Below are 19,432 nucleotides of genomic sequence, written 5' to 3'. Positions count from 1 at the left end.
CAGTTCTTTTTGAAAGAATGGCGCAAATTAAAAAATAAATAGGATTATCCGCCTGCTTTTGAATTTCCAAATTCACTTAAAATCCCTTTTCGTGCTTATTTAATGAAGATCACAAATTGAAAGTGGCTGGAAGAATCTTTGCTTTTAGCCAATTCTTCCAGCTACTTAAATTATAAAGTAAATCGAATTTTGAACTAAGATTCATCACAATCCATGGATTATGTTCTGCCACCTATCGACTCCTTCTATTTATCAAAAACCTTATAATATACCTCGCTCCATTTCAATTCATTCTGAAGATTTCTGATGGTGGTTTGACCATCAATATTGACAGATTCTATCCCTGCTATGTTGGCAAAGTCATTTAAAATAGTTGTGGAAAGGTTTTGACTGAAACAGGTATGGTGAGAACCTCCGGCCAAAATCCAAGCGCCGCATCCGGTTTTCATATCAGGAAGAGGCTTCCACATAACCCTTGCAACTGGCAATTTTGGCAAATCATGAGGAGCATCAACTGCCTCAACTTCATTGACAATCATCCTGAATCTATTTCCCATATCCACAAGGGAAGCATTGAGACCTTTACCGGCTTTTACATTGAAAACAAGCCTGACAGGATCTTCTTTTCCTCCTATTCCCAATGGATGAACTTCGCAGGAAGGTTTGCCTGAAGCAAGACATTCATCCACCTCAAGCATATGTGAACCCAATACAAGGGTATTTTCTGGATCAAAATGATAGGTGTAATCCTCCATAAAGGCATTTCCACCTTCTAAACCCGTCCCCATTACTTTCATTGCCCTGACAAGAGCGGCTGTTTTCCAATCTCCCTCACCGGCATAGCCAAAACCTTTGTTCATCAGTCTTTGAACAGCGATTCCGGGTAGTTGGCGCATGCCATGCAGGTCTTCAAATGTGTTGGAAAAAGCTTTGAATCCGCCTTCTGTTAAAAATCGATCCAATCCGATTTCTATCCTCGCCGCTTCAAACAAAGAGTCTCTATTTGCACCACCGGTTTTTAGATTTTCAGCCAAAATATAAGAACTCTCATATTCTTTGATCAGGTTGTTGATTTCTGAATCGGCCACGGCGTTGATTTTTTGCACCAAATCTCCTACAGGAAAGGTGTTGACAGCAAATCCTAATCGCATTTCAGCCTCGACTTTATCACCTTCTGTGACGGCTACATTGCGCATGTTGTCTCCAAACCTTGCGATTTTCATGCCCTGCCAGTCATGCCAACCGCTAGCTGCCCGGCACCAACCGTCGATTTCCTGATGGACTTCTTTTTCCTGCCAAAAGCCCACCACCACTTTTCTATTGATCCGCATACGGCTAGTCAAAAATCCAAATTCCCGGTCTCCATGAGCACTTTGGTTGAGGTTCATAAAATCCATATCGATCGAATTCCATGGAATATCACGATTGAATTGGGTATGCAGATGGAGTAGGGGTTTATTCAGGATTTTGAGACCGTTGATCCACATTTTGGCAGGAGAAAAAGTGTGCATCCAAGTAATGATGCCAATACAATCTTTGACTTGGTTTGCTTCCTGACAGATTTGAAATATCTCTTCAGTGGTTTTAACAATAGGTTTGAAAATGATTTTTACTGAAATCGCATCAGATTGGTTTAGTTCTTTGGCTATGATTTCCGAATGTTCAGAGACCTTGGCTAAAGTTTCTTCGCCATATAAATGTTGGCTGCCTGTGATAAACCAGACTTCATTTTGGGCTATTTTTTTCATTGGATTTTCGATTTTGAAACAGGAGTATTTTTATTTGAAAGATGATCTGACTAAGGCAGTCTAATCCTGAACAGCTTTTTTGGGATTTTTTTGATACGCTCTAAACAGGGAATTCATAAGCAATTCCCAGCAAATGATAAATTAAGTGTTATAATTACACATAAAATGACAATTTAAAAATAGAAAATCAAAATTAATCCTTTCATCCGTTGATTTCAGTAAGCGGAATAAAATTTTGGATGGACAATAGGGTGTCTTTATATTGCTTTTCGTCCAAAGAATAATAAAAAGCCCCTTTCTTTGAGTTTAGCTTGTCCTTGTCATTTTCTTTATTCAAAAGATTGGTAGAAAGTACTTTGCGGGTGAAATTTCTTTTGTCAAATTTTGTGTTATAGAGACCCTCATACATGTTTTGCAATTGCGGAAGCGTAAATTTATCAGGAAGTAACTCAAAAAGGATCGGGTGAAAAGCTGCTTTATACCGCAATTTGTTCAATGCAATTTCTACCATTTCCTGATGGTCAAAAATGAGTTGTGGAAGTTCTTTCATAGGAAACCACCTCGCATGAAAATCATCATTGATTTGTTGTTGGTATTTTTTGATATCGATCAGTGCAACGTATGTCACTGCGATCACTCTTTCGATCGGATCCCGATCTGGCCTGCTAAATGACTTCAATTCTTCCAGATAAATATCCTGAAGTCCGGTCAATTGTTTCAATATCCTTTTGGCCGCCTCATCCAAAGATTCCTCTGGTTGCAAAAAGCCTCCCATCAATGACCACTTTTCCTTTTCCGGAGCAAAACCACGTTGGATCAAAAGCAATTTGTATTCCGATCCATCAAATCCAAATACAATACTGTCTACGGCGACAAGAATCCTGGTTTGGTTAGAATATTTCATTTTTTCTTGGAAATCTATCTGAAATTAAGCTTTCAAAAGATATGTAAAATATTAGATTAAACACAAAGGTGAGACTTTTTGGAATCCCGATGATCATCCCAATTGAAATGGTATGTATTAAATAGGAGAAAATTATTAGTGTAATATATACATTTAATATTTGTTGCTTCAGGTTTATTTTCTAATATTAGATTATGTTTTGCCTAGGAAAAATAGGAGACAAGTTTATCCAATTAAGAAATAGATTTATATAAATACACCTCAAATACTTACAATAATGAAAACAATTGTTTTTAAAGGAATTACCGCTTTGGCAGCATTCCTGATTTCTTTTATATCAACAGCTCAGACCAACAGGTTGATCGTCAATGCTGATCAGGGAAGTGTCATTATCAATAAGCATATTTATGGTCATTTTGCAGAGCATTTAGGAAGAAATATCTATGGTGGAATCTGGGTTGGACCTGATTCCAAAATTCCCAATGAAGAAGGGTACCGATTGGATGTTATGAAAGCAATCCAAAAATTGGAGATCCCAAATCTGCGTTGGCCGGGAGGTTGCTTTGCTGACGAATACCATTGGACAGATGGAATCGGTAATCCAAAAGACCGCCCTACCATGATCAATACCCATTGGGGTGGGGTAGTTGAGGACAATTCATTCGGAACACATGAATTCATGAATTTTGCCAAGAAAATCGGTGCTGAACCATATATCACGGGTAATGTCGGAAGCGGTTCGGTCGATGAAATGTCCAAATGGATCGAATATATCAATTTTGACGGGGTCAGCCCATTGTCTAACCTCAGAAAGAGAAACGGTCAAGATGAACCTTGGAATATCAAATATTGGGGTGTTGGAAATGAAAACTGGGGCTGCGGCGGCAATATGACAGCGGAATATTATGCCAATGAATACAGAAGATACGCAACCTATGCGAGGGATTATGGGGCAAATAAATTGTATAAAATCGCAGGTGGAGCAAACAGTAATGATTACAACTGGACAGAAGTTTTAATGAAAAACATTCCTCTCAATATGATGGATGGGCTTTCAGTACATTACTATACCATGACTGGATCTTGGACTGATAAAAAGTCAGCCACTGTTTTTGACAGAGAAACATATTTGGAAACCTTGAGAAAAGCTGCAGGAATTGAGGAATTGATAGAGCGCCATGGCGCTATCATGGACCAATATGATCCTGAAAAAAGAATAGGAATGATCGTGGATGAGTGGGGAACTTGGTATCAGGTTGAGCCTGGAACTAATCCGGGATTCCTTTACCAACAAAATACCATGCGAGATGCACACGTGGCGGCTATTTCCCTGAATATTTTCAACAAGCATGCTGACAGAGTACATATGGCTAATTTGGCCCAAACGGTCAACGTGCTGCAGGCCATCATACTTACCAATGACACAGACATGATTCTTACTCCAACCTACCATGTTTTTGATCTGTATAAGCCACATAAAGATGCCACTTTGCTTTCCCACCATCTTGTGACGGAAGAAGTGTCTTATGGCAAAGAAAAATTGGAAGCTTTGAATGTTTCTACTTCCAAATCTCCCGACGGAACAGTTAACATCAGCATTGCAAATATTCATCCAGACAAGAAAATAGACCTTGATGTAGTGTTGAGAGGGATTTCAGCCAAGAGTGTAACAGCGGAATATGTGACGGCTCCGTCAATCGATTCTTACAATACTTTTGAAAAAAAGGAGGTAGTCAAAAAAGCAGCTTTCAAAGATTTCAAATTGGACAAGGACAACCTGAAAATTGCTGTTCCGGCCAATTCTGTTTTAATGGTAAGAGTAAAATAATTGAATAAGTTTTAGTAAGTAATTAATATGGGGGATCAATATGTAATTGGCTTGGACTATGGGACTGATTCTGTCAGGGCAGTTTTGGTAAACGCAAAAAACGGAGAAAGTATAGCAAGCCACGTTGTTTTATACCCAAGATGGAAAGCCGGTAAGTACTGCAATCCAGTAGAAAACCAATTCAGGCAACATCCATTGGATCATTTGGAGGGATTAGAAGCGAGTGTCAAAGGTGTGATGGAAAAATCAAAAATCCCTGCTTCACAAGTCAAAGCCATCTGTGTGGATACCACAGGTTCTTCCCCTTTGCCTGTAGATAATAAAGGCCAATCCCTGGCTATGAATCCTGCATTTGCAGAAAACCCAAATGCCATGATGGTACTTTGGAAAGACCATACGGCCATCAAGGAAGCGGATGAAATTAACCATATCGCCCGAACTTGGGGAGGGGAAGATTACACCAAATACGAAGGTGGAATTTACTCATCAGAGTGGTTTTGGTCTAAAATATTACATGTCGTAAGAGAGGACCAAAAGGTGGCTGATGCGGGGTTTTCCTGGATGGAACATTGTGATTATATCACTGCACAATTGATTGGAAATGAAGATCCTTTGACACTAAAGCGAAGCAGGTGTGCTGCAGGACATAAGGCCCTTTGGCATGAAAGCTGGGGAGGTTTGCCTCCAAAAGAGTTTTTGGGATTATTTCATCCTTATTTAGCGTCATTAAGAGATCGTCTATATTCCGAAACCTTTACTTCGGACAACCATGCAGGAAACCTTAGCCAAAATTGGGCAGAAAGGTTGGGTTTGACCACAAACACAGTTATGGCTGTAGGAACTTTTGATGCCCATGCAGGCGCTGTCGGCGGTGAGATATCAGAAAATACCCTTATCAAAGTGATGGGAACCTCCACTTGTGACATCATGATTACTTCAAAAGAGAATCTTGGGGAAAACTTGATCCAAGGTATTTGTGGGCAAGTGGATGGGTCGGTTATCCCCGGCATGATCGGTCTGGAAGCGGGTCAATCAGGTTTTGGGGATGTTTTGGCTTGGTTTAGGGATTTGATTACCAAACCAAGTATCGATTTGATCCAAAAAAGTATTCATTTGGATGAAAGCCAAAAAGCAAAACTGATTGAAGAAGTCCAAGAAAATCTCATAACTCAACTATCTGAAGAAGCTCTCAAAATTCCTGTAAGGGAATCAAAAATCGTTGCTCTAGATTGGATCAATGGCCGGAGAACTCCTGACGCCAATCAAGCTTTGAAAGGAGCGATTATGGGTTTGAATATGGGTTCGGATGCAGCGAGGATTTTCAAGTCATTGGTGGAAGCCATCAGCTTTGGTTCCAAAAAGATTGTAGATAGGTTTGAGGAAGAAGGGGTGAAAATCGATACTGTAATCGGAATGGGTGGTGTGGCCAAAAAGTCCAAACTTGTCATGCAGACATTGGCAGATGTGCTCAATATGCCCATAAAAGTGGCCACATCAGACCAAGCACCGGCTTTAGGTGCAGCCATATATGCGGCAGTTGCAGCAGGAATCCATTCTGATACACAAGCAGCAATAAAGGCCATGAGCAATGGTTTTGATGAAGTTTATTATCCAATTCCAGCAAACGTGCAACAATACAAAATGCTGTACGCGGAATATGGGAAGTTTGGAAAATTTGTGGAAGGAAAATAAAGAATGAAGCTACAGTCTTCTTATTACTTCAATTCGAGTTTTTAATTAACAAAAAAATAGACAATTTAGAACATGTCAATATATCTCACTCTCAAACAAGAATGCTACAATGCCAATATGCAATTGCCAAAATTGGATCTCGTAGTCTACACGTTTGGGAATGTCAGTGCTGTGGACAGGGAAAAAGGTGTTTTCGCCATTAAGCCTAGCGGAGTTCCTTATGAGGAACTGAAAGTTGAGGATATTGTGATTGTTGATTTTGACAATAACATCATTGAAGGAAATATGCGTTCTTCCTCGGATACCAAGACTCACGCCTTTCTTTACAAAAACTGGAAAAACATTGGTGGAATCTGCCACACCCATTCAACTTATGCTGTTTCATGGGCACAGGCGCAAAGGGATATCCCGATTTTTGGAACGACACATGCTGATCATTTGACAGTAGATATTCCTTGTGCACCACCTATGTCTGATGATTTGATCCAAGGTGATTACGAACACAATACCGGTCAACAGATTTTGGACTGCTTTGTATCCAAAGGGTTAAACCCTGAAGAAGTCGAAATGGTGCTGATTGGAAATCACGGTCCATTTGCTTGGGGAAAAAATGCCGCTAAAGCAGTTTACAATAGCAAAGTGATGGAAGAAATCGCCAGAATGGCTTATCTGACCTTACAGATCAATCCCAATGCCCCAAGGCTTAAAGATGCCTTGATAAAAAAACATTTTGAAAGGAAGCATGGAATGGATGCTTACTATGGCCAAGGTTGTTAAGGCAGGCAATCCAAAATAAATAACTATTACCCTATTAGCCGGTGGCCAGACTACAAAAAACCTTTTGCCAAATTTTTTCAAATCCAATTACCTAATACCATGTTCAATTCTCCCTTTCACAAATAAATTCTTATTTTTGCCTCAAATAGATAATGAAGCATGTTCGATAATCTCAGTTCCAAATTAGATAGAGCTTTTAAAACCCTTAAGGGTACGGGTAAAATCACCGAAATCAATGTAGCCACAACGGTAAAGGAAATCCGTAGGGCCTTGATCGATGCCGATGTCAACTATAAAGTAGCCAAAGAAGTAACCGATACCATCAAAGAACAGGCATTGGGCCGGGATGTGTTAATAGCGGTTTCTCCAGGTCAATTGTTGGTTAAAATTACCCAAGAAGAATTAACCAAATTGATGGGTGGATCCAAAGTGGATATCAGCATCAAGGGTGATCCTGCTGTCATTTTGATCTCCGGTCTTCAAGGTTCAGGAAAGACCACTTTTTCGGGAAAGTTTGCTTCTATGCTAAAGAAGCAGGGCAGGCAAGTATTGCTTGTTGCTTGTGATATATACAGACCGGCGGCAATTGATCAGCTCAAGGTATTGGGAGAGCAGATAGGGGTAGAAGTATATGCGGAGCCTGAGAACAAAAACGCGCTTGAAATTGCTAATCGCGCAATTGAATACGCAAAGAAAAATGGCAAGAAAATAGTCATTGTCGATACAGCAGGTCGATTGGCTGTGGACGAAGTGATGATGAAAGAAATAGAGGCTTTGAAAAAGGCGCTCAATCCTTCCGAAACATTGTTTGTGGTCGATTCAATGACAGGTCAGGATGCGGTAAACACCGCTAAGACTTTTGACGAAAGACTGAATTTTGACGGGGTGGTATTGACCAAATTAGATGGTGATACCCGAGGTGGTGCCGCGATTTCGATCAGACACGTAGTCAACAAACCAATCAAATTTATCTCCACAGGTGAGAAAATGGAGAACATTGATGTTTTCCATCCTGACCGTATGGCGCAAAGGATTTTGGGAATGGGAGATGTGATTTCATTGGTCGAAAGAGCGCAACAATCTTTTGATGAAGATGAAGCCAAAAGAATCAATGCCAAGATCAGAAAAAATCAATTCAACTTTGATGATTTTCTTTCCCAACTCGAGCAGATCAAAAAGATGGGAAATATCAAGGATTTGATGGGTATGATTCCCGGAATGGGAAAAGCAATGAAAGGAATGGATATTGATGATGATTCATTCAAACCCATTGAAGCCATAATCCGGAGCATGACACCTAAAGAAAGGGAGGATCCGGATATCATTGATGGGAATAGAAGAAAAAGAATTGCGAATGGCAGTGGAAGAACCATCACGGAAGTCAATAACCTGATGAAGCAGTTTGCTGATATGAGGAAAATGATGAAGCAGATGAATAAAATGGGTGGAGCACAAAAAGCCCTTGGGGGACTGATGCCAAAAATGGGCAGGAGATAAAAAATTTAGAATACAAATCAGACAAAAAATCCCCTTTTGGAAAAAAGGGGATTTTTTGTCTTTAAATCAGGAGGTTTTATTGAGTCAATTTATACTTTTTTCCAGGTAATGATTTTATAAATCCCTCAAATTCAAGGTTTAATAGTGCAGATGCTAAACTTGAAATAGAGATATTCAGTAAAATGGCCAACTGATCGATTTCCAGTTCTTTCTTTTCAAGAAGAATTGTCAAAACAGCTTCTTCTTCCTCATTATACTTTGTCAGATCTAGTATTTTATTTTTGGTATTAGTGGTTGTCAAGTTATCCTTTGACCAAGAAAGCGCCTCTTCAAGATCCCTGGGGCCTGTATAGATAGTGGCCTTCATAGTACGGATCAGATTGTTGCAACCTTCACTAAAAGTGGAAAGAAGGTTTCCCGGCACAGCAAAAACTTCCTTATTGTAACTGAAAGCAATCTCTGCAGTAATCAATGCCCCGCCTTTTTGGGCAGCTTCCACCACAATTACAGCATCTGATAAGCCTGAGATGATTCTATTTCTTTTTGGAAAATTGCTTGGATGCATGACAGTGCCTGGAGGGTATTCACTGATAAGGCCACTACCGGATTCGATCATTTGTTCGGCAGTGTTTTTATGCAAAGCAGGATAAATCTGATCTACTGATGATCCCAATATGCCAAATGTTGGTAAATTATTGGCCAATGCCGCTTTATGTGCTTCGATATCAATTCCATATGCCAAACCACTGATGACGGTAGCGTGATAAGGGCTCATATCCTCAATGATTTTTTTGGTAATATTTTTACCATATTCAGTCGCATTTCTTGTGCCCACTATTGCCAAAGTCCTGTTAGGGTTGAGGTTTATATTTCCTTTGGTATACAAGACCATAGGGCAGTCATCCATGACTTTGAGCCTTGCTGGAAAGTTTTGGTCTGAAAAGGTTAATATCCGGATTCCTTTCTTTTGACAATTGGAGATGATTTCCGAAGCTTCCTTGATGTATTGATCCTTATCCTTTCTGATTTCAGAAAGTTTTTTGTTAACTCGTGGGATTTTTGAAATTTTTCCGGGAGGAAGGTCAAAAAAATCCTTGGCTGAGCCTGTGTAGGCTAAGATGTTTCTGTATAAAGAAGGACCGATTTTAGGGATCAGATTAAGCGCTAACTCAAAAATTAACTCTTCATTATTTGGATTCGACATGCATAGTATCCCGTATTTCTACTAAAAAACGTTTGATTTGATGGAGTCTGTCCACCATTGCCGCTTTGTCAAAAACTTTTTGATGATCACCTCTGATTACTTCTTGTGCACCCTGAAGTGTGTATCCTTTAATTTTTACCAATTGGTAGATATAGCGGATTTTCTCTATATCCTCTTTGGTAAACCTACGGTTGCCTTTTTTATCCTTTTTGGGTTTGATGATGTCAAATTCTCCTTCCCAATAGCGAATTAGGGAAGGGGCAACCTTAAACATGCTAGCTACTTCTCCAATGGAGTAGTATTTTTTTTCGATTTCTTTTTCTTTGTATGGCACGGGTTTAAAGCATTACTTTAACCAAAAATATGAAAAATAATTAATTTTCAACTCTCAAATATTTTTTTCATCAATTGCCATTTACCCTCACCATTACTTCCTGGGAGTCTTTGTTGGTAATTTGACATTAATTTCTCCCATTCCTGCACAATTTGATTATTTGCATCAAGTTCTGCTTTTCGTTCAAAGGAAAAACCCGGTTCTACCTCAATTATCATGAATAATCTATTTTCCCAACGATATAATTCCATTAAAATTATACCTGCATCAGTGAAACTTTGGAGGATTTCAGGCTTTACAGATTTGTGATAAACCTCATATTCTTCAATGAGTTGTGGGTCATTGATTAAATCAAGTGTTAAACAATATTTTTGATTCATATTGGTTTTTGAGATAAATGGCTTTCAGAATAGACTTTTTAATTATTCAGAAAGCCATTTCAATTATTTTTCAACATTTCCGGGATCTTCTGTGGAGTCTTTGGTTTCTTGGGGACCTTTCAGATAGGATGGTAGATTTAATCCCGCCATATTGAAAAGATCATTCAATGGTGGTACAGTTTTCATTAAGCCTGAAACAAAATTTGCAGTAGAACCATTTCCACCATCACCGTTTGCTCCGGAATCCCAAACTGTAATTTTATCTATTTTAATGTTTTTGACTGCATCAACTTGAGTCTTGACAAGTTCCGGTAACTTCTCAATCAATAAAAGTTGGAATGCTTTGTTTGGATCTCCACCTGCAGCATCCACGACTTGCCTATAACCTTCCGCTTGCTTGGTCAATATTTCATAAAGACCTCTTGCCTCTGCGTCCATTTTGGCAAAAATTGCATCTGCCTCACCTTTTGCCTGTTCTCTGATTCTTTCTGCTTCAGCTTGTGCTTCAATGATAGCCTTTTGTTTGGCAATTTCTGTTGGTACGACCACGTTGGCGATTTGGGTTGACCTTTCCCTTTCTGACCTTGCAGCTTCAGCTTTTTGTTCAGCGACATAGGATTCTTCCAATGCCTTTGCCTGCTGTACCTTTTCAGCAGCAAGCGCTGTCCTTTGGGCTTCTGCCTCTCTTTCTCTTCGGATAGCATCTGATTGAGCAATAGAGATTTTAGCTTCATTTTCACCTTTAACTGCCAATGCATTGGCCTCAGAAGTTTTGACCCTTGTATCTCTCTCTGCTTCTGCCTTTCCGATAGACTCGTCTTTGAAGGCTTCGGCAATACTTACTTCTCTTGATTTATTGGTGATGGCTATTTTTACATCTCTGTCACGGTGGGTTTCAGCAATCTGAACATCCCGCTCTCTGTCGGCCATCGCCTTGCCTGTTTCTCCAATCTTTTCCTGTTCTGCTACTGAAATTTTAGCTTCGTTGATAGCTTTTGCAGCAGCTTCCTTGCCCAAAGCCTCGATGTATCCCGATTCGTCTTTGATGTCGGTTACGTTTACGTTTATCAACTTAAGACCGATCTTCTTTAATTCTGTGTCAACGTTTTTTGAAATGTTGTCCAAAAATTTGTCCCTGTCTGAATTGATTTCCTCAATAGTCATCGTCGCAATTACCAATCTCAACTGTCCAAAAAGAATGTCCTTAGACAATTCCTGGATTTGGTCAGGAGATAATCCCAACAATCTCTCAGCTGCATTGCCCATACTGTCAGTCTCCGTAGAAATGGCAATGGTAAACCGGCATGGAACATCCACGCGGATATTTTGACGGCTAAGTGCATTGGTCAGATTGGCTTCAATGGATATTGGTTTTAGATCAAGGTATGCATAATCCTGGATCACAGGCCAAATAAAGGCGCCTCCACCGTGAATACATTTTGCAGATGTACCTCCTGTCCGGCCATAGACTACCAATATTTTGTCCGAAGGGCACCTTTTATACCTTGATACCAATGCGGTGATTGAGACAAAAAATACTACTACTGCTGCTACAATAATGTAAATTGTTTCCATATGAGAATTTATTGTTAAAGTTTTTCTACGACAAGGATATTATCAGAATCAATCGATTTTATTTTGACCAAAGTCCCGGATTTAAGACTTTCTGATTCTGTGATGGCCCGAAGTTCTTTGAAAGAACCTTTGATACTTATTTGAACTTTACCGATTCCAGATTTTTTTTCAGGTATTGTCAGATATACCTCACCTGTTTTACCCAGGGTATCTTTGATTTTGAAAGTATTGTCTTCTGCCAGTTTCCGGATTTGGGAAATAATCAAAAAAAACATTGCCACGAATCCAATTCCCACTATCAGGGCAATTAAAATCAACAAGGTTTTATTCTCAAAAACATCATAAAATGAAATCCCTGTCCAACCAAAGCCAAGTAGAAAATGGACCAAATTACGGAATGAGAAGAACTGAAATGGCCCCTGCGCGCCTTCAAGGTTGCTGTCAAAATCCGCCTCAAGACCGTCTGTAGCATCTGCACCGATGAATGTCATGACTGTTTGTACCAAAAAGATCAAAGATGAGGGGATTGCCAAGTACCAGAAGACCTTTAATAAAGTGTCCAATTCGCTAAAATTTTCCATAGTTGTGTCAGGTTTATTTCGCCAAACTAATTAATTTATTAATTGATACAAATATTGAAATGAAAGTTGTTTGAATTTTTTTTTGTCGCTTATCAAAATCAACCAAACCGTGAGAATTTTTTTATATCTTCTTTTCATTCAATAAGGTTGAAAGTTATTTATTCAAGACTAGAAATTTTTATTTTTCTCCTATTTTGTATAAAAATAGCAACATCAATAAATTGGGTTAAATCAGTTTGGTTAGAGATTTTTAACATGTTATAAAAAGAAAATTGCATTTCGTTCAAAAAATTGTTTTAATACCCAAAAGATTATTTTATATTTTGACCTGAATTTCCAAGTCATGCGAGTTAAAAAATATGCGGTCTTCTTTTTAATGCTAGCAGTGATGCTATTTGCCGGAACTTTTGATGCATTCTCACAAGTGACTACCCTGGGCAAAGAATTCTGGTTTGGGTTCATGGAAAATAACGGGATACCTCCTGAGGCACCTGATCAGGGTATTGTGGTAATTACAGCAAGTGAACCTTCAGATGGTGTTTTGGAATATAATGGAAGATCTTTCCCCTTTTCTTTAGCTACAGGGCAACAGTTTTTTCACCGGATCGATGATTTTGATATTCTACACAGGACCTCAGGGATGATTGAATCCAAAGGGGTCTATATTATTTCTTCAGGAAATGTTTCGGTGTATGCATTCAATGAAAGATTTAGATCTGCTGATGGGACTGTGATTTTACCGATTACCACTTTGGGAAAAGATTATTTTATCACTTCCCATTTTGAGGTGATGACTACGACTGTCAATTATGAAGCAAATCAAAATAATGAAAGCACCCTTTTAGTAGTTGGTGTCGAAAACAACACCAGGGTCGAAATAACACCCTCTGTCTGGACCTTAACAGGTAATGCTCCTTTGGTACCCTTTTTTATCGACCTCAATAGAGGGCAAAGCTATCAAATCAAAGCAAGAGGCGACTTGACGGGAACAAGGGTAAGGGTGGTAGGTGAAAATGTAGAAGAATGTAAAAATCTGGCTGTTTTTGGTGGGAATAAATGGTCGAGTGTAGGTGATTGTGGTCAAGCCAATGACAACCTGTTTCAACAAGCTTATCCTGTAAACACCTGGGGAACTGAATTTTTTCATATTCCCTTGGCAGGAAGATCTTCGGGAGAATTGGTCAAAGTACTCGCCTCTGAAGACAATACTTCTGTTTTTGTAGATGGTGTTTTTAGAGGCAATATCAATTCAGGAAAATTCCTTTCTTTCAACTTCAACGCCAATCAACTTGCTACCATCAGGACTGATAAACCATCATCCGTAACTGTTTTTGCCAAAAGCCAGGCATGCAATGATCCAAACCTGCCGCTTTTCAATGACGGGGATCCTTTCATGATTACCTATAGTCCCAATCAACAATTGCTGAAAACCATTACTTTCAATGCACTTCAGCTTCCTTCCATCACCAGCCATTATGTCAATATCATAGTAAAAACTGCCTCCAAAGACAGAACACGCCTTGACGGCAATAATGTTGGAAATCAGTTTTTGCAAATTCCGGGAAGTTCTGAATATTCTTATGCAAGGATTCCGATTTTTCAGGGAGCCCATACCATGACAAACCCTGACGGTTTAATCGGGTATGTTTATGGTTTTGGTTATATAGAATCTTATGGATTTGCAGTGGGAGCAAATTTGGACAATCTCAATTTTGAAACTGAAAATCAATATGATTTTGAGGTCATCGGTGAAAAGGTAGCTTGTTATAACAAAGAAGGATTATGGGAAATCAATCCTGAAAATGAGCTTTTCACCTATTTTGTTTGGGATTTTGGCGATGGATCTGATCCCGTTGTGGGTAAGAAAGTTCCGCATACCTACACTGAGCCGGGTGAATATGAAATAAAAATCATCGCAGCCATAAGTGAAAATTCATGCGATGAACAACAAGAAGTGAAATTCAATGTAACAGTTGAAAAAACCGAAGCTGAAATCAGGGGATTGGCAAAAGCCTGTCCCAATGTTGAAGAAATCACTTATGGGTTGGTTACCGATATGGATTTTTCCAAAGTTGATTGGAGGGCAGAAGGAGGCGAAATCATTGATATTGATGAAGAAAATCAACAGGCTACTGTCCGGTGGGGTGCCGCAAATCCAAATGCGAAAATCATTGCTTTGCCTTATACTTCTGAAGGATGTCCAGGTGAAGAAATCGTGTACACAGTTGTCATCAATCCATTGATTGATGCATCAGTTCCCGAAGGGTTGAGCGAAATTTGTTTTGATCCAAATAGGTTGGATGAATATAACGTGCCTTTGGAATATGCCAATCGAGGATATGAATGGTTTATTGAAGGAGGTGAGTTTGTCAATGGAAATGAAGGAAGTAAAATCCAGGTAAGGTGGATTAACCAAGGTATTACTGGCAAGATTTGGTACCGAGAATATAGCTTGTTGGATGATTTTTGTGAAGGAACTTCTCCTAAACTGGAAGTAGTGGTAAATCCGCTGCTTGAGGCTTCTGTTTCTTCCAAAGAAAATGTGCTTTGTTTTGGCCAATCAAACGGTAAAATCGAACTCCTTGTCAAAGGTGGAAAGGCACCTTATAAGTACGAATGGAGTCATGCCCCTACTTTGAATGCCCCAAATGCGCTTAGTCTTTCTGCAGGGAATTATTCTGTGAAGATCACAGATTCATTTGGATGCTTTGTTTTGGTAGAAAACGTGGAAATTACGCAACCTCAATTGCTTGAATTGGTGAGCGTGGATATTGAAGGTACAACCTGTTTTGGGAGGCCTGATGGTATTGCAAATATCATTGTGCAAGGCGGGGTTATGCCTTATACGATAGACTTTCCATCGGACAATATTGTGGATGGTAACATAATCCTTGAAGGCCTTGAAGGGACCTCACAATCTTATTTGGTTACTGATGCCAATGGTTGTAGCATCCCTGTTGCTTTCCAAGTAGAATCACCCATGCCGGCCATTGCAGAAGTCAGGATCCAAAAGGCCAGCTGCCCGGGACAATCAAATGGGGAATTGTATGTGGCTGAAACAAAGGGCATAGGACCATTCTCTTATACATGGCAATACAACAATACTCAAGGTTCTACCCTGACAGGTGTTCCAAAAGGAGAATATGAAGTGAGCATTCGTGATAGCAGAGGCTGTATCAGTGAAGGAAAAGGTCAAGTGGTAGAAGAAATGCCGGTTTTCAGAATGCCGACAGGTTTTATTCCAAGTGATGGACTGTATGCGCCAGTCGCAAATTGTGAAGTGCCTTTTCTGTTGAAGATTTTTAACAGATGGGGAGGATTGGTTTATTCAGGGGATTCTGGTTGGGATGGAAAAGTCAATGGTGAGGATGCACCAATCGGATCTTATACATATGTTATTTTGTTGGAAGTAAGTGTCAATGGAAAACTGACCACAGCTGAGGATAAAGGAGTTTTTGCATTGCTAAGGTGATTACCCCCTTCTTGAAAACAAGTTAAACCCTTTCTAAGGTATTTTCATTAAGGTCCAAAATGCATGAAGGAAAAAAATCCCTGATTAATCCTCACTAAATCGAATTCTTATAGAAAAATTTTTTCACCTTTTTGTAACAAAACAAGTCAGAAAAGGCTTCCACATTGGGCTTATGTTCATTTTCACGAAATAAAATTGATAAATTACATTTCATAAAATGTATTCTTTTTGAGAATGCTGTACCAAAGTAAAATATCCTCTTATGTTTTGGTTTTGATGCTGTTTCTGGGCTGCTTCAATCCTGTATATGGACAGCTATCCACCATAGGAAGGGAATTTTTTTTAGGTTTTATGGAAAACAACAGGATTGTTCCAAATAGAATAGACCAAGCTTCCATCATCATCTCCGCAAGTGAAGACGCGAGCGGTATTATCCAATACATAAATAACACCATTCCTTTTTCCATAAAATCAGGCGAACAGTTTGTTTATGATTTCCCCCAAGATGGTTTGGACATCATCCACAGGAGCTCTGGAAAAATAGAAAACCTTGGCGTGTATGTCAGTGCAGATGGGAATATTGCAGTCCATGCTTTCAATTTCCGGCAAAGAAGTGCGGACGGAACCGTTGTCTTGCCACTTTCTTCATTGGGAAAAGATTATTTGGTTACAGCCCATGCCGAAAAATTTGCCCCCGGAGTGTCCGGTGGTAGCAATATCAATTATGAAAGTACCCTTTTGGTTGTCGCGGTGGAAGACGAAACCAATGTCGAAATAATTACCACCACAGCTACTGTAAATACGATTCCGGCAGATGCCCCCATCAATATCAAACTCAAAAGAGGCGAGAGTTACCAAATCAAAGCTATTGGAGATTTGACAGGTACCAGGGTGAGGGTCACTGGAAGTCAGGATGGAGATTGTAAAAATATTGCAGTCTTTGGTGGAAATAAAATGACTTCTGTAGGCACCGATTGTGAAGGGACTACCGGTGACCATTTGTACCAGCAGGCTTATCCTCTTTTTTCGTGGGGAAAAGAATATATCCATGTTCCCTTGAAGGGCAGAACCTCAGGCGAAATGGTCAAGGTATTGGCATCAGAAAACAACACCCAGATTTTTGTAAACGGTGTTTCTAAAGGGAATCTAAACTCCGGGAAGTTTTCCACTTTTGTTTTTGGACCGGAGGAATTGGCAAACATCACTGCCACAAAACCTATTGCCGTTACAGTTTTTGCAAAAAGTCAATGGTGCAATATCCAAAACGGGCCACTTGCCAGCAACGGAGACCCGACGATGATTACCCTTAGCCCCAATCCACAGTTGATCAAGAGTGTGGCATTTTCTGCAGTGAAAGTGGTAGGTATCGTCAACCATTATGTGAATATCATTGCAAAAACCGGTACCCAAGGTGGGACGGTTTTAGATGGAGTCAATGTCGGAAATCAATTTTCTCCCGTGCCAGGAAATGAAGGATATGTCTATGCCCAAGTAGAGATATCAGAAGGAGTGCACACCATGACCAATCCGGACGGGGTGATCGCTTATGTGTACGGCTCAGGATTTATAGAATCTTATGGCTATTCTGCCGGTGCAAGCCTTTCCAACCTGAATTTTGAAACTGAGGTGAAATATGATTTTGAGGTAGAAGGGGACAAGGTTGCCTGTTTGGGTGAAACAGGTGTATGGAAAATCATTCCTACAAACCCAAAATTCGAAATTTTTGAATGGACCTTTGGAGACGGAACAGACATGCAGGAAGGGCAGGAAGTCGATCATTTGTTTGAAGAACCGGGTATTTACCAAATCAAAATCGTAGCCTTTACAGGTGACCGTGCCTGTGACCAGATTGAAGAGGCATTTTTTGATGTAGAAGTGGTCGAATCATCCGGAGAAATATCAGGTGCCGACAACGTCTGTCCTTTGATCGATGAAGCAGTTTATGAATTTGTGAATTTCCAGAATACAGGAAAGGTCATTTGGGAAGTCACAGGTGGTGAAATCATTGACTCGGATAAATATTCCGCAAAAATCCGATGGGGTGATTTTGATCCGGAGGCAAAGGTGATAGCCATTCCTGTGACAGATCAGGGATGTCTTGGCAAACCGGTAGAAATGGGGATTTTAATCAATCCTGCCATTGAACCTGAGCTTCCTGAGGGAAGAAGTCAAATTTGTTTTGGTGAAAGCGAGAGTTTCAAATACAAAGTGAAAAACCTGATTCCTGACCGAAAATACCAATGGTTTGTCACCGGTGGTACCATCATTTCAGGTGAAAACACTACCGAAGTTACAGTACAATGGCAGGGAGTTGGCTCGCAGGGAGAGATCTGGTTTGAGGAATACAGCCAAATCAACACATCCTGTGGAGGGGAATCCAAAAGGCTCAAAGTCAAAGTCAATCCGCCGATGGAAGCCAATTTGATAGCTTTCACCGAAGAAATTTGTGCAGGCTCCAAGTTGGGCAGAATTGAAATCCTGGCAGTTGGAGGAACAGGGGACTTTAATTTCGAGTGGTCACATGACCCTTTACTGAAAGGAAATTTGGCAGAAGGATTGGGAATAGGAACATATTCTGTTTTGGTAAAAGACTCAGGGGGCTGCGAAATTCTCTTTGAGAACCTTGAAATTTCATCTTCCGAAGCATTTGAATTGATTGGAACTCCTTCCATTACAAATGCAAGTTGTTTTGACTTGGCGGATGGAAAAGTTGATTTTGACCTTCGAGGCGGAACAAAGCCATATAGGGTAGAAGGATTTGATTTTGTAGTCACTGAGAATCAATTGGAGGTATTTGGACTTCCAAGAGGTGACCACCGCTTGGTGGTTAAAGATGTAATTGGTTGTGAATTTATTTTGGAGGTAAACATCGATTCTCCACCGGCTATTTCTGTTGACTTTCAAATTCAGAAGTTTGCTTGTTCAGGATTGGCAAATGGCTCTCTTTTGGCCATTCCCCAAGGTGGAGTTGCACCGTTTTTGTTTCTTTGGGATTGGGAAAACAGTAGCGCTCCAAATATCATTGACATACCTTCAGGAGAATATGGATTGACAGTAGAAGATGCCAACGGCTGCCAAAAGAAGGTTTTTGGAAAAATGGAGGAAGGTGTTCCCATTCTGAGGATGCCGACGGGATTTATTCCAAAAGATGGTCTTTTTCAGGGAGTCAGCAACTGTGATCTCCAATTTAGCCTTTGGGTATACGACAAATGGGGAAGTTTAGTCTATGCAGGAGAAAAAGGATGGGATGGGAAAATCGGCGATCAGGATGCTACAATAGGTACCTATACCTATAGGATAGATTATTTCTTCAATATTGAAGGAGAAAAACAAACGCTGCAGCAGCGAGGTTCTTTCACTTTGTTGAAGTAGAATTGAGAAGGCTTTTTAGATTTATTGTTGGCAGTATCCTGAGATTAATTAATTTTAGATTTCAAAAC

13 protein-coding genes are annotated in these 19,432 nt (G+C 39.9%); 6 read left to right on the top strand and 7 right to left on the bottom strand.

Features of this window, described 5'->3' with window-relative positions; all coding sequences use genetic code 11:
- Positions 1-245: 245 nt before the first annotated feature.
- Together araA and NK987_RS01070 are read right to left on the bottom strand one after the other, a co-directional pair.
- A complete protein-coding gene (gene araA / locus NK987_RS01075) occupies positions 246-1,748 on the bottom strand; it encodes an L-arabinose isomerase (protein ID WP_259262367.1) in 1,503 nt (500 codons plus the stop codon).
- A 202-nt stretch (positions 1,749-1,950) separates the two neighbouring features.
- Positions 1,951-2,652 carry an NUDIX hydrolase gene (locus NK987_RS01070; RefSeq protein WP_259262366.1) on the bottom strand — a complete coding sequence of 234 codons (702 nt, stop codon included), beginning with the start codon at positions 2,650-2,652 and terminating at the stop codon, positions 1,951-1,953.
- Positions 2,653-2,929: 277 nt separating this feature from the next.
- Here NK987_RS01070 and NK987_RS01065 point away from each other — a divergent pair, with 277 nt between their 5' ends.
- The 4 genes from NK987_RS01065 to ffh all read left to right on the top strand — a co-directional run bounded on the left by NK987_RS01065 (position 2,930) and on the right by ffh (position 8,446).
- Positions 2,930-4,480: an alpha-N-arabinofuranosidase gene (locus NK987_RS01065; protein WP_259262365.1), complete on the top strand. Its 1,551-nt coding sequence runs from the start codon at positions 2,930-2,932 to the stop codon at positions 4,478-4,480.
- 27 nt (positions 4,481-4,507) lie between these two features.
- Positions 4,508-6,172, top strand: coding sequence for a ribulokinase (locus NK987_RS01060; protein WP_259262364.1), 1,665 nt, complete (start codon positions 4,508-4,510; stop codon positions 6,170-6,172).
- 72 nt (positions 6,173-6,244) lie between these two features.
- Complete coding sequence (locus NK987_RS01055) at positions 6,245-6,949, top strand: L-ribulose-5-phosphate 4-epimerase (protein WP_259262363.1); 705 nt, start codon at positions 6,245-6,247, stop codon at positions 6,947-6,949.
- Between the two features lie 159 nt (positions 6,950-7,108).
- Positions 7,109-8,446, top strand: coding sequence for a signal recognition particle protein (gene ffh / locus NK987_RS01050; RefSeq protein WP_259262362.1), 1,338 nt, complete (start codon positions 7,109-7,111; stop codon positions 8,444-8,446).
- 76 nt (positions 8,447-8,522) lie between these two features.
- Here the strand turns inward: ffh and dprA are convergent, their stop codons facing one another.
- From dprA to NK987_RS01025, 5 genes are all read right to left on the bottom strand, one after another.
- Complete coding sequence (gene dprA / locus NK987_RS01045) at positions 8,523-9,650, bottom strand: DNA-processing protein DprA (RefSeq protein WP_259262361.1); 1,128 nt, start codon at positions 9,648-9,650, stop codon at positions 8,523-8,525.
- Positions 9,634-9,984, bottom strand: a complete 351-nt coding sequence (locus tag NK987_RS01040; protein WP_258423499.1) for a MerR family transcriptional regulator — start codon at positions 9,982-9,984, stop codon at positions 9,634-9,636. Before NK987_RS01040 ends, dprA begins: the two co-directional genes overlap by 17 nt.
- Positions 9,985-10,031: 47 nt before the next feature.
- Positions 10,032-10,364 (bottom strand): L-rhamnose mutarotase, encoded by a 333-nt coding sequence (locus NK987_RS01035; RefSeq protein WP_259262360.1) that lies wholly within the window; start codon positions 10,362-10,364, stop codon positions 10,032-10,034.
- Positions 10,365-10,427: 63 nt separating this feature from the next.
- Positions 10,428-11,939: a flotillin family protein gene (locus NK987_RS01030; protein WP_259262359.1), complete on the bottom strand. Its 1,512-nt coding sequence runs from the start codon at positions 11,937-11,939 to the stop codon at positions 10,428-10,430.
- A gap of 14 nt (positions 11,940-11,953) precedes the next feature.
- On the bottom strand, positions 11,954-12,520 hold the full coding sequence (locus NK987_RS01025; protein WP_258423502.1) for a serine protease: 567 nt from the start codon (positions 12,518-12,520) through the stop codon (positions 11,954-11,956).
- 343 nt (positions 12,521-12,863) lie between these two features.
- On the opposite strand from NK987_RS01025, the gene NK987_RS01020 reads away from it, so the two are divergent.
- Positions 12,864-15,992 carry a PKD domain-containing protein gene (locus tag NK987_RS01020; RefSeq protein ID WP_259262358.1) on the top strand — a complete coding sequence of 1,043 codons (3,129 nt, stop codon included), beginning with the start codon at positions 12,864-12,866 and terminating at the stop codon, positions 15,990-15,992.
- A 234-nt stretch (positions 15,993-16,226) separates the two neighbouring features.
- Positions 16,227-19,364 carry a PKD domain-containing protein gene (locus tag NK987_RS01015; protein WP_259262904.1) on the top strand — a complete coding sequence of 1,046 codons (3,138 nt, stop codon included), beginning with the start codon at positions 16,227-16,229 and terminating at the stop codon, positions 19,362-19,364.
- Positions 19,365-19,432 lie beyond the last annotated feature (68 nt).

It is taken from the genome of Aquiflexum gelatinilyticum (genome assembly GCF_024813435.1).
Taxonomy (GTDB): Bacteria; Bacteroidota; Bacteroidia; order Cytophagales; family Cyclobacteriaceae; genus Cognataquiflexum; species Cognataquiflexum gelatinilyticum.
Note: the sequence above shows the minus strand (reverse complement) of the source record. Positions and strands in the feature narration are given on the sequence as shown.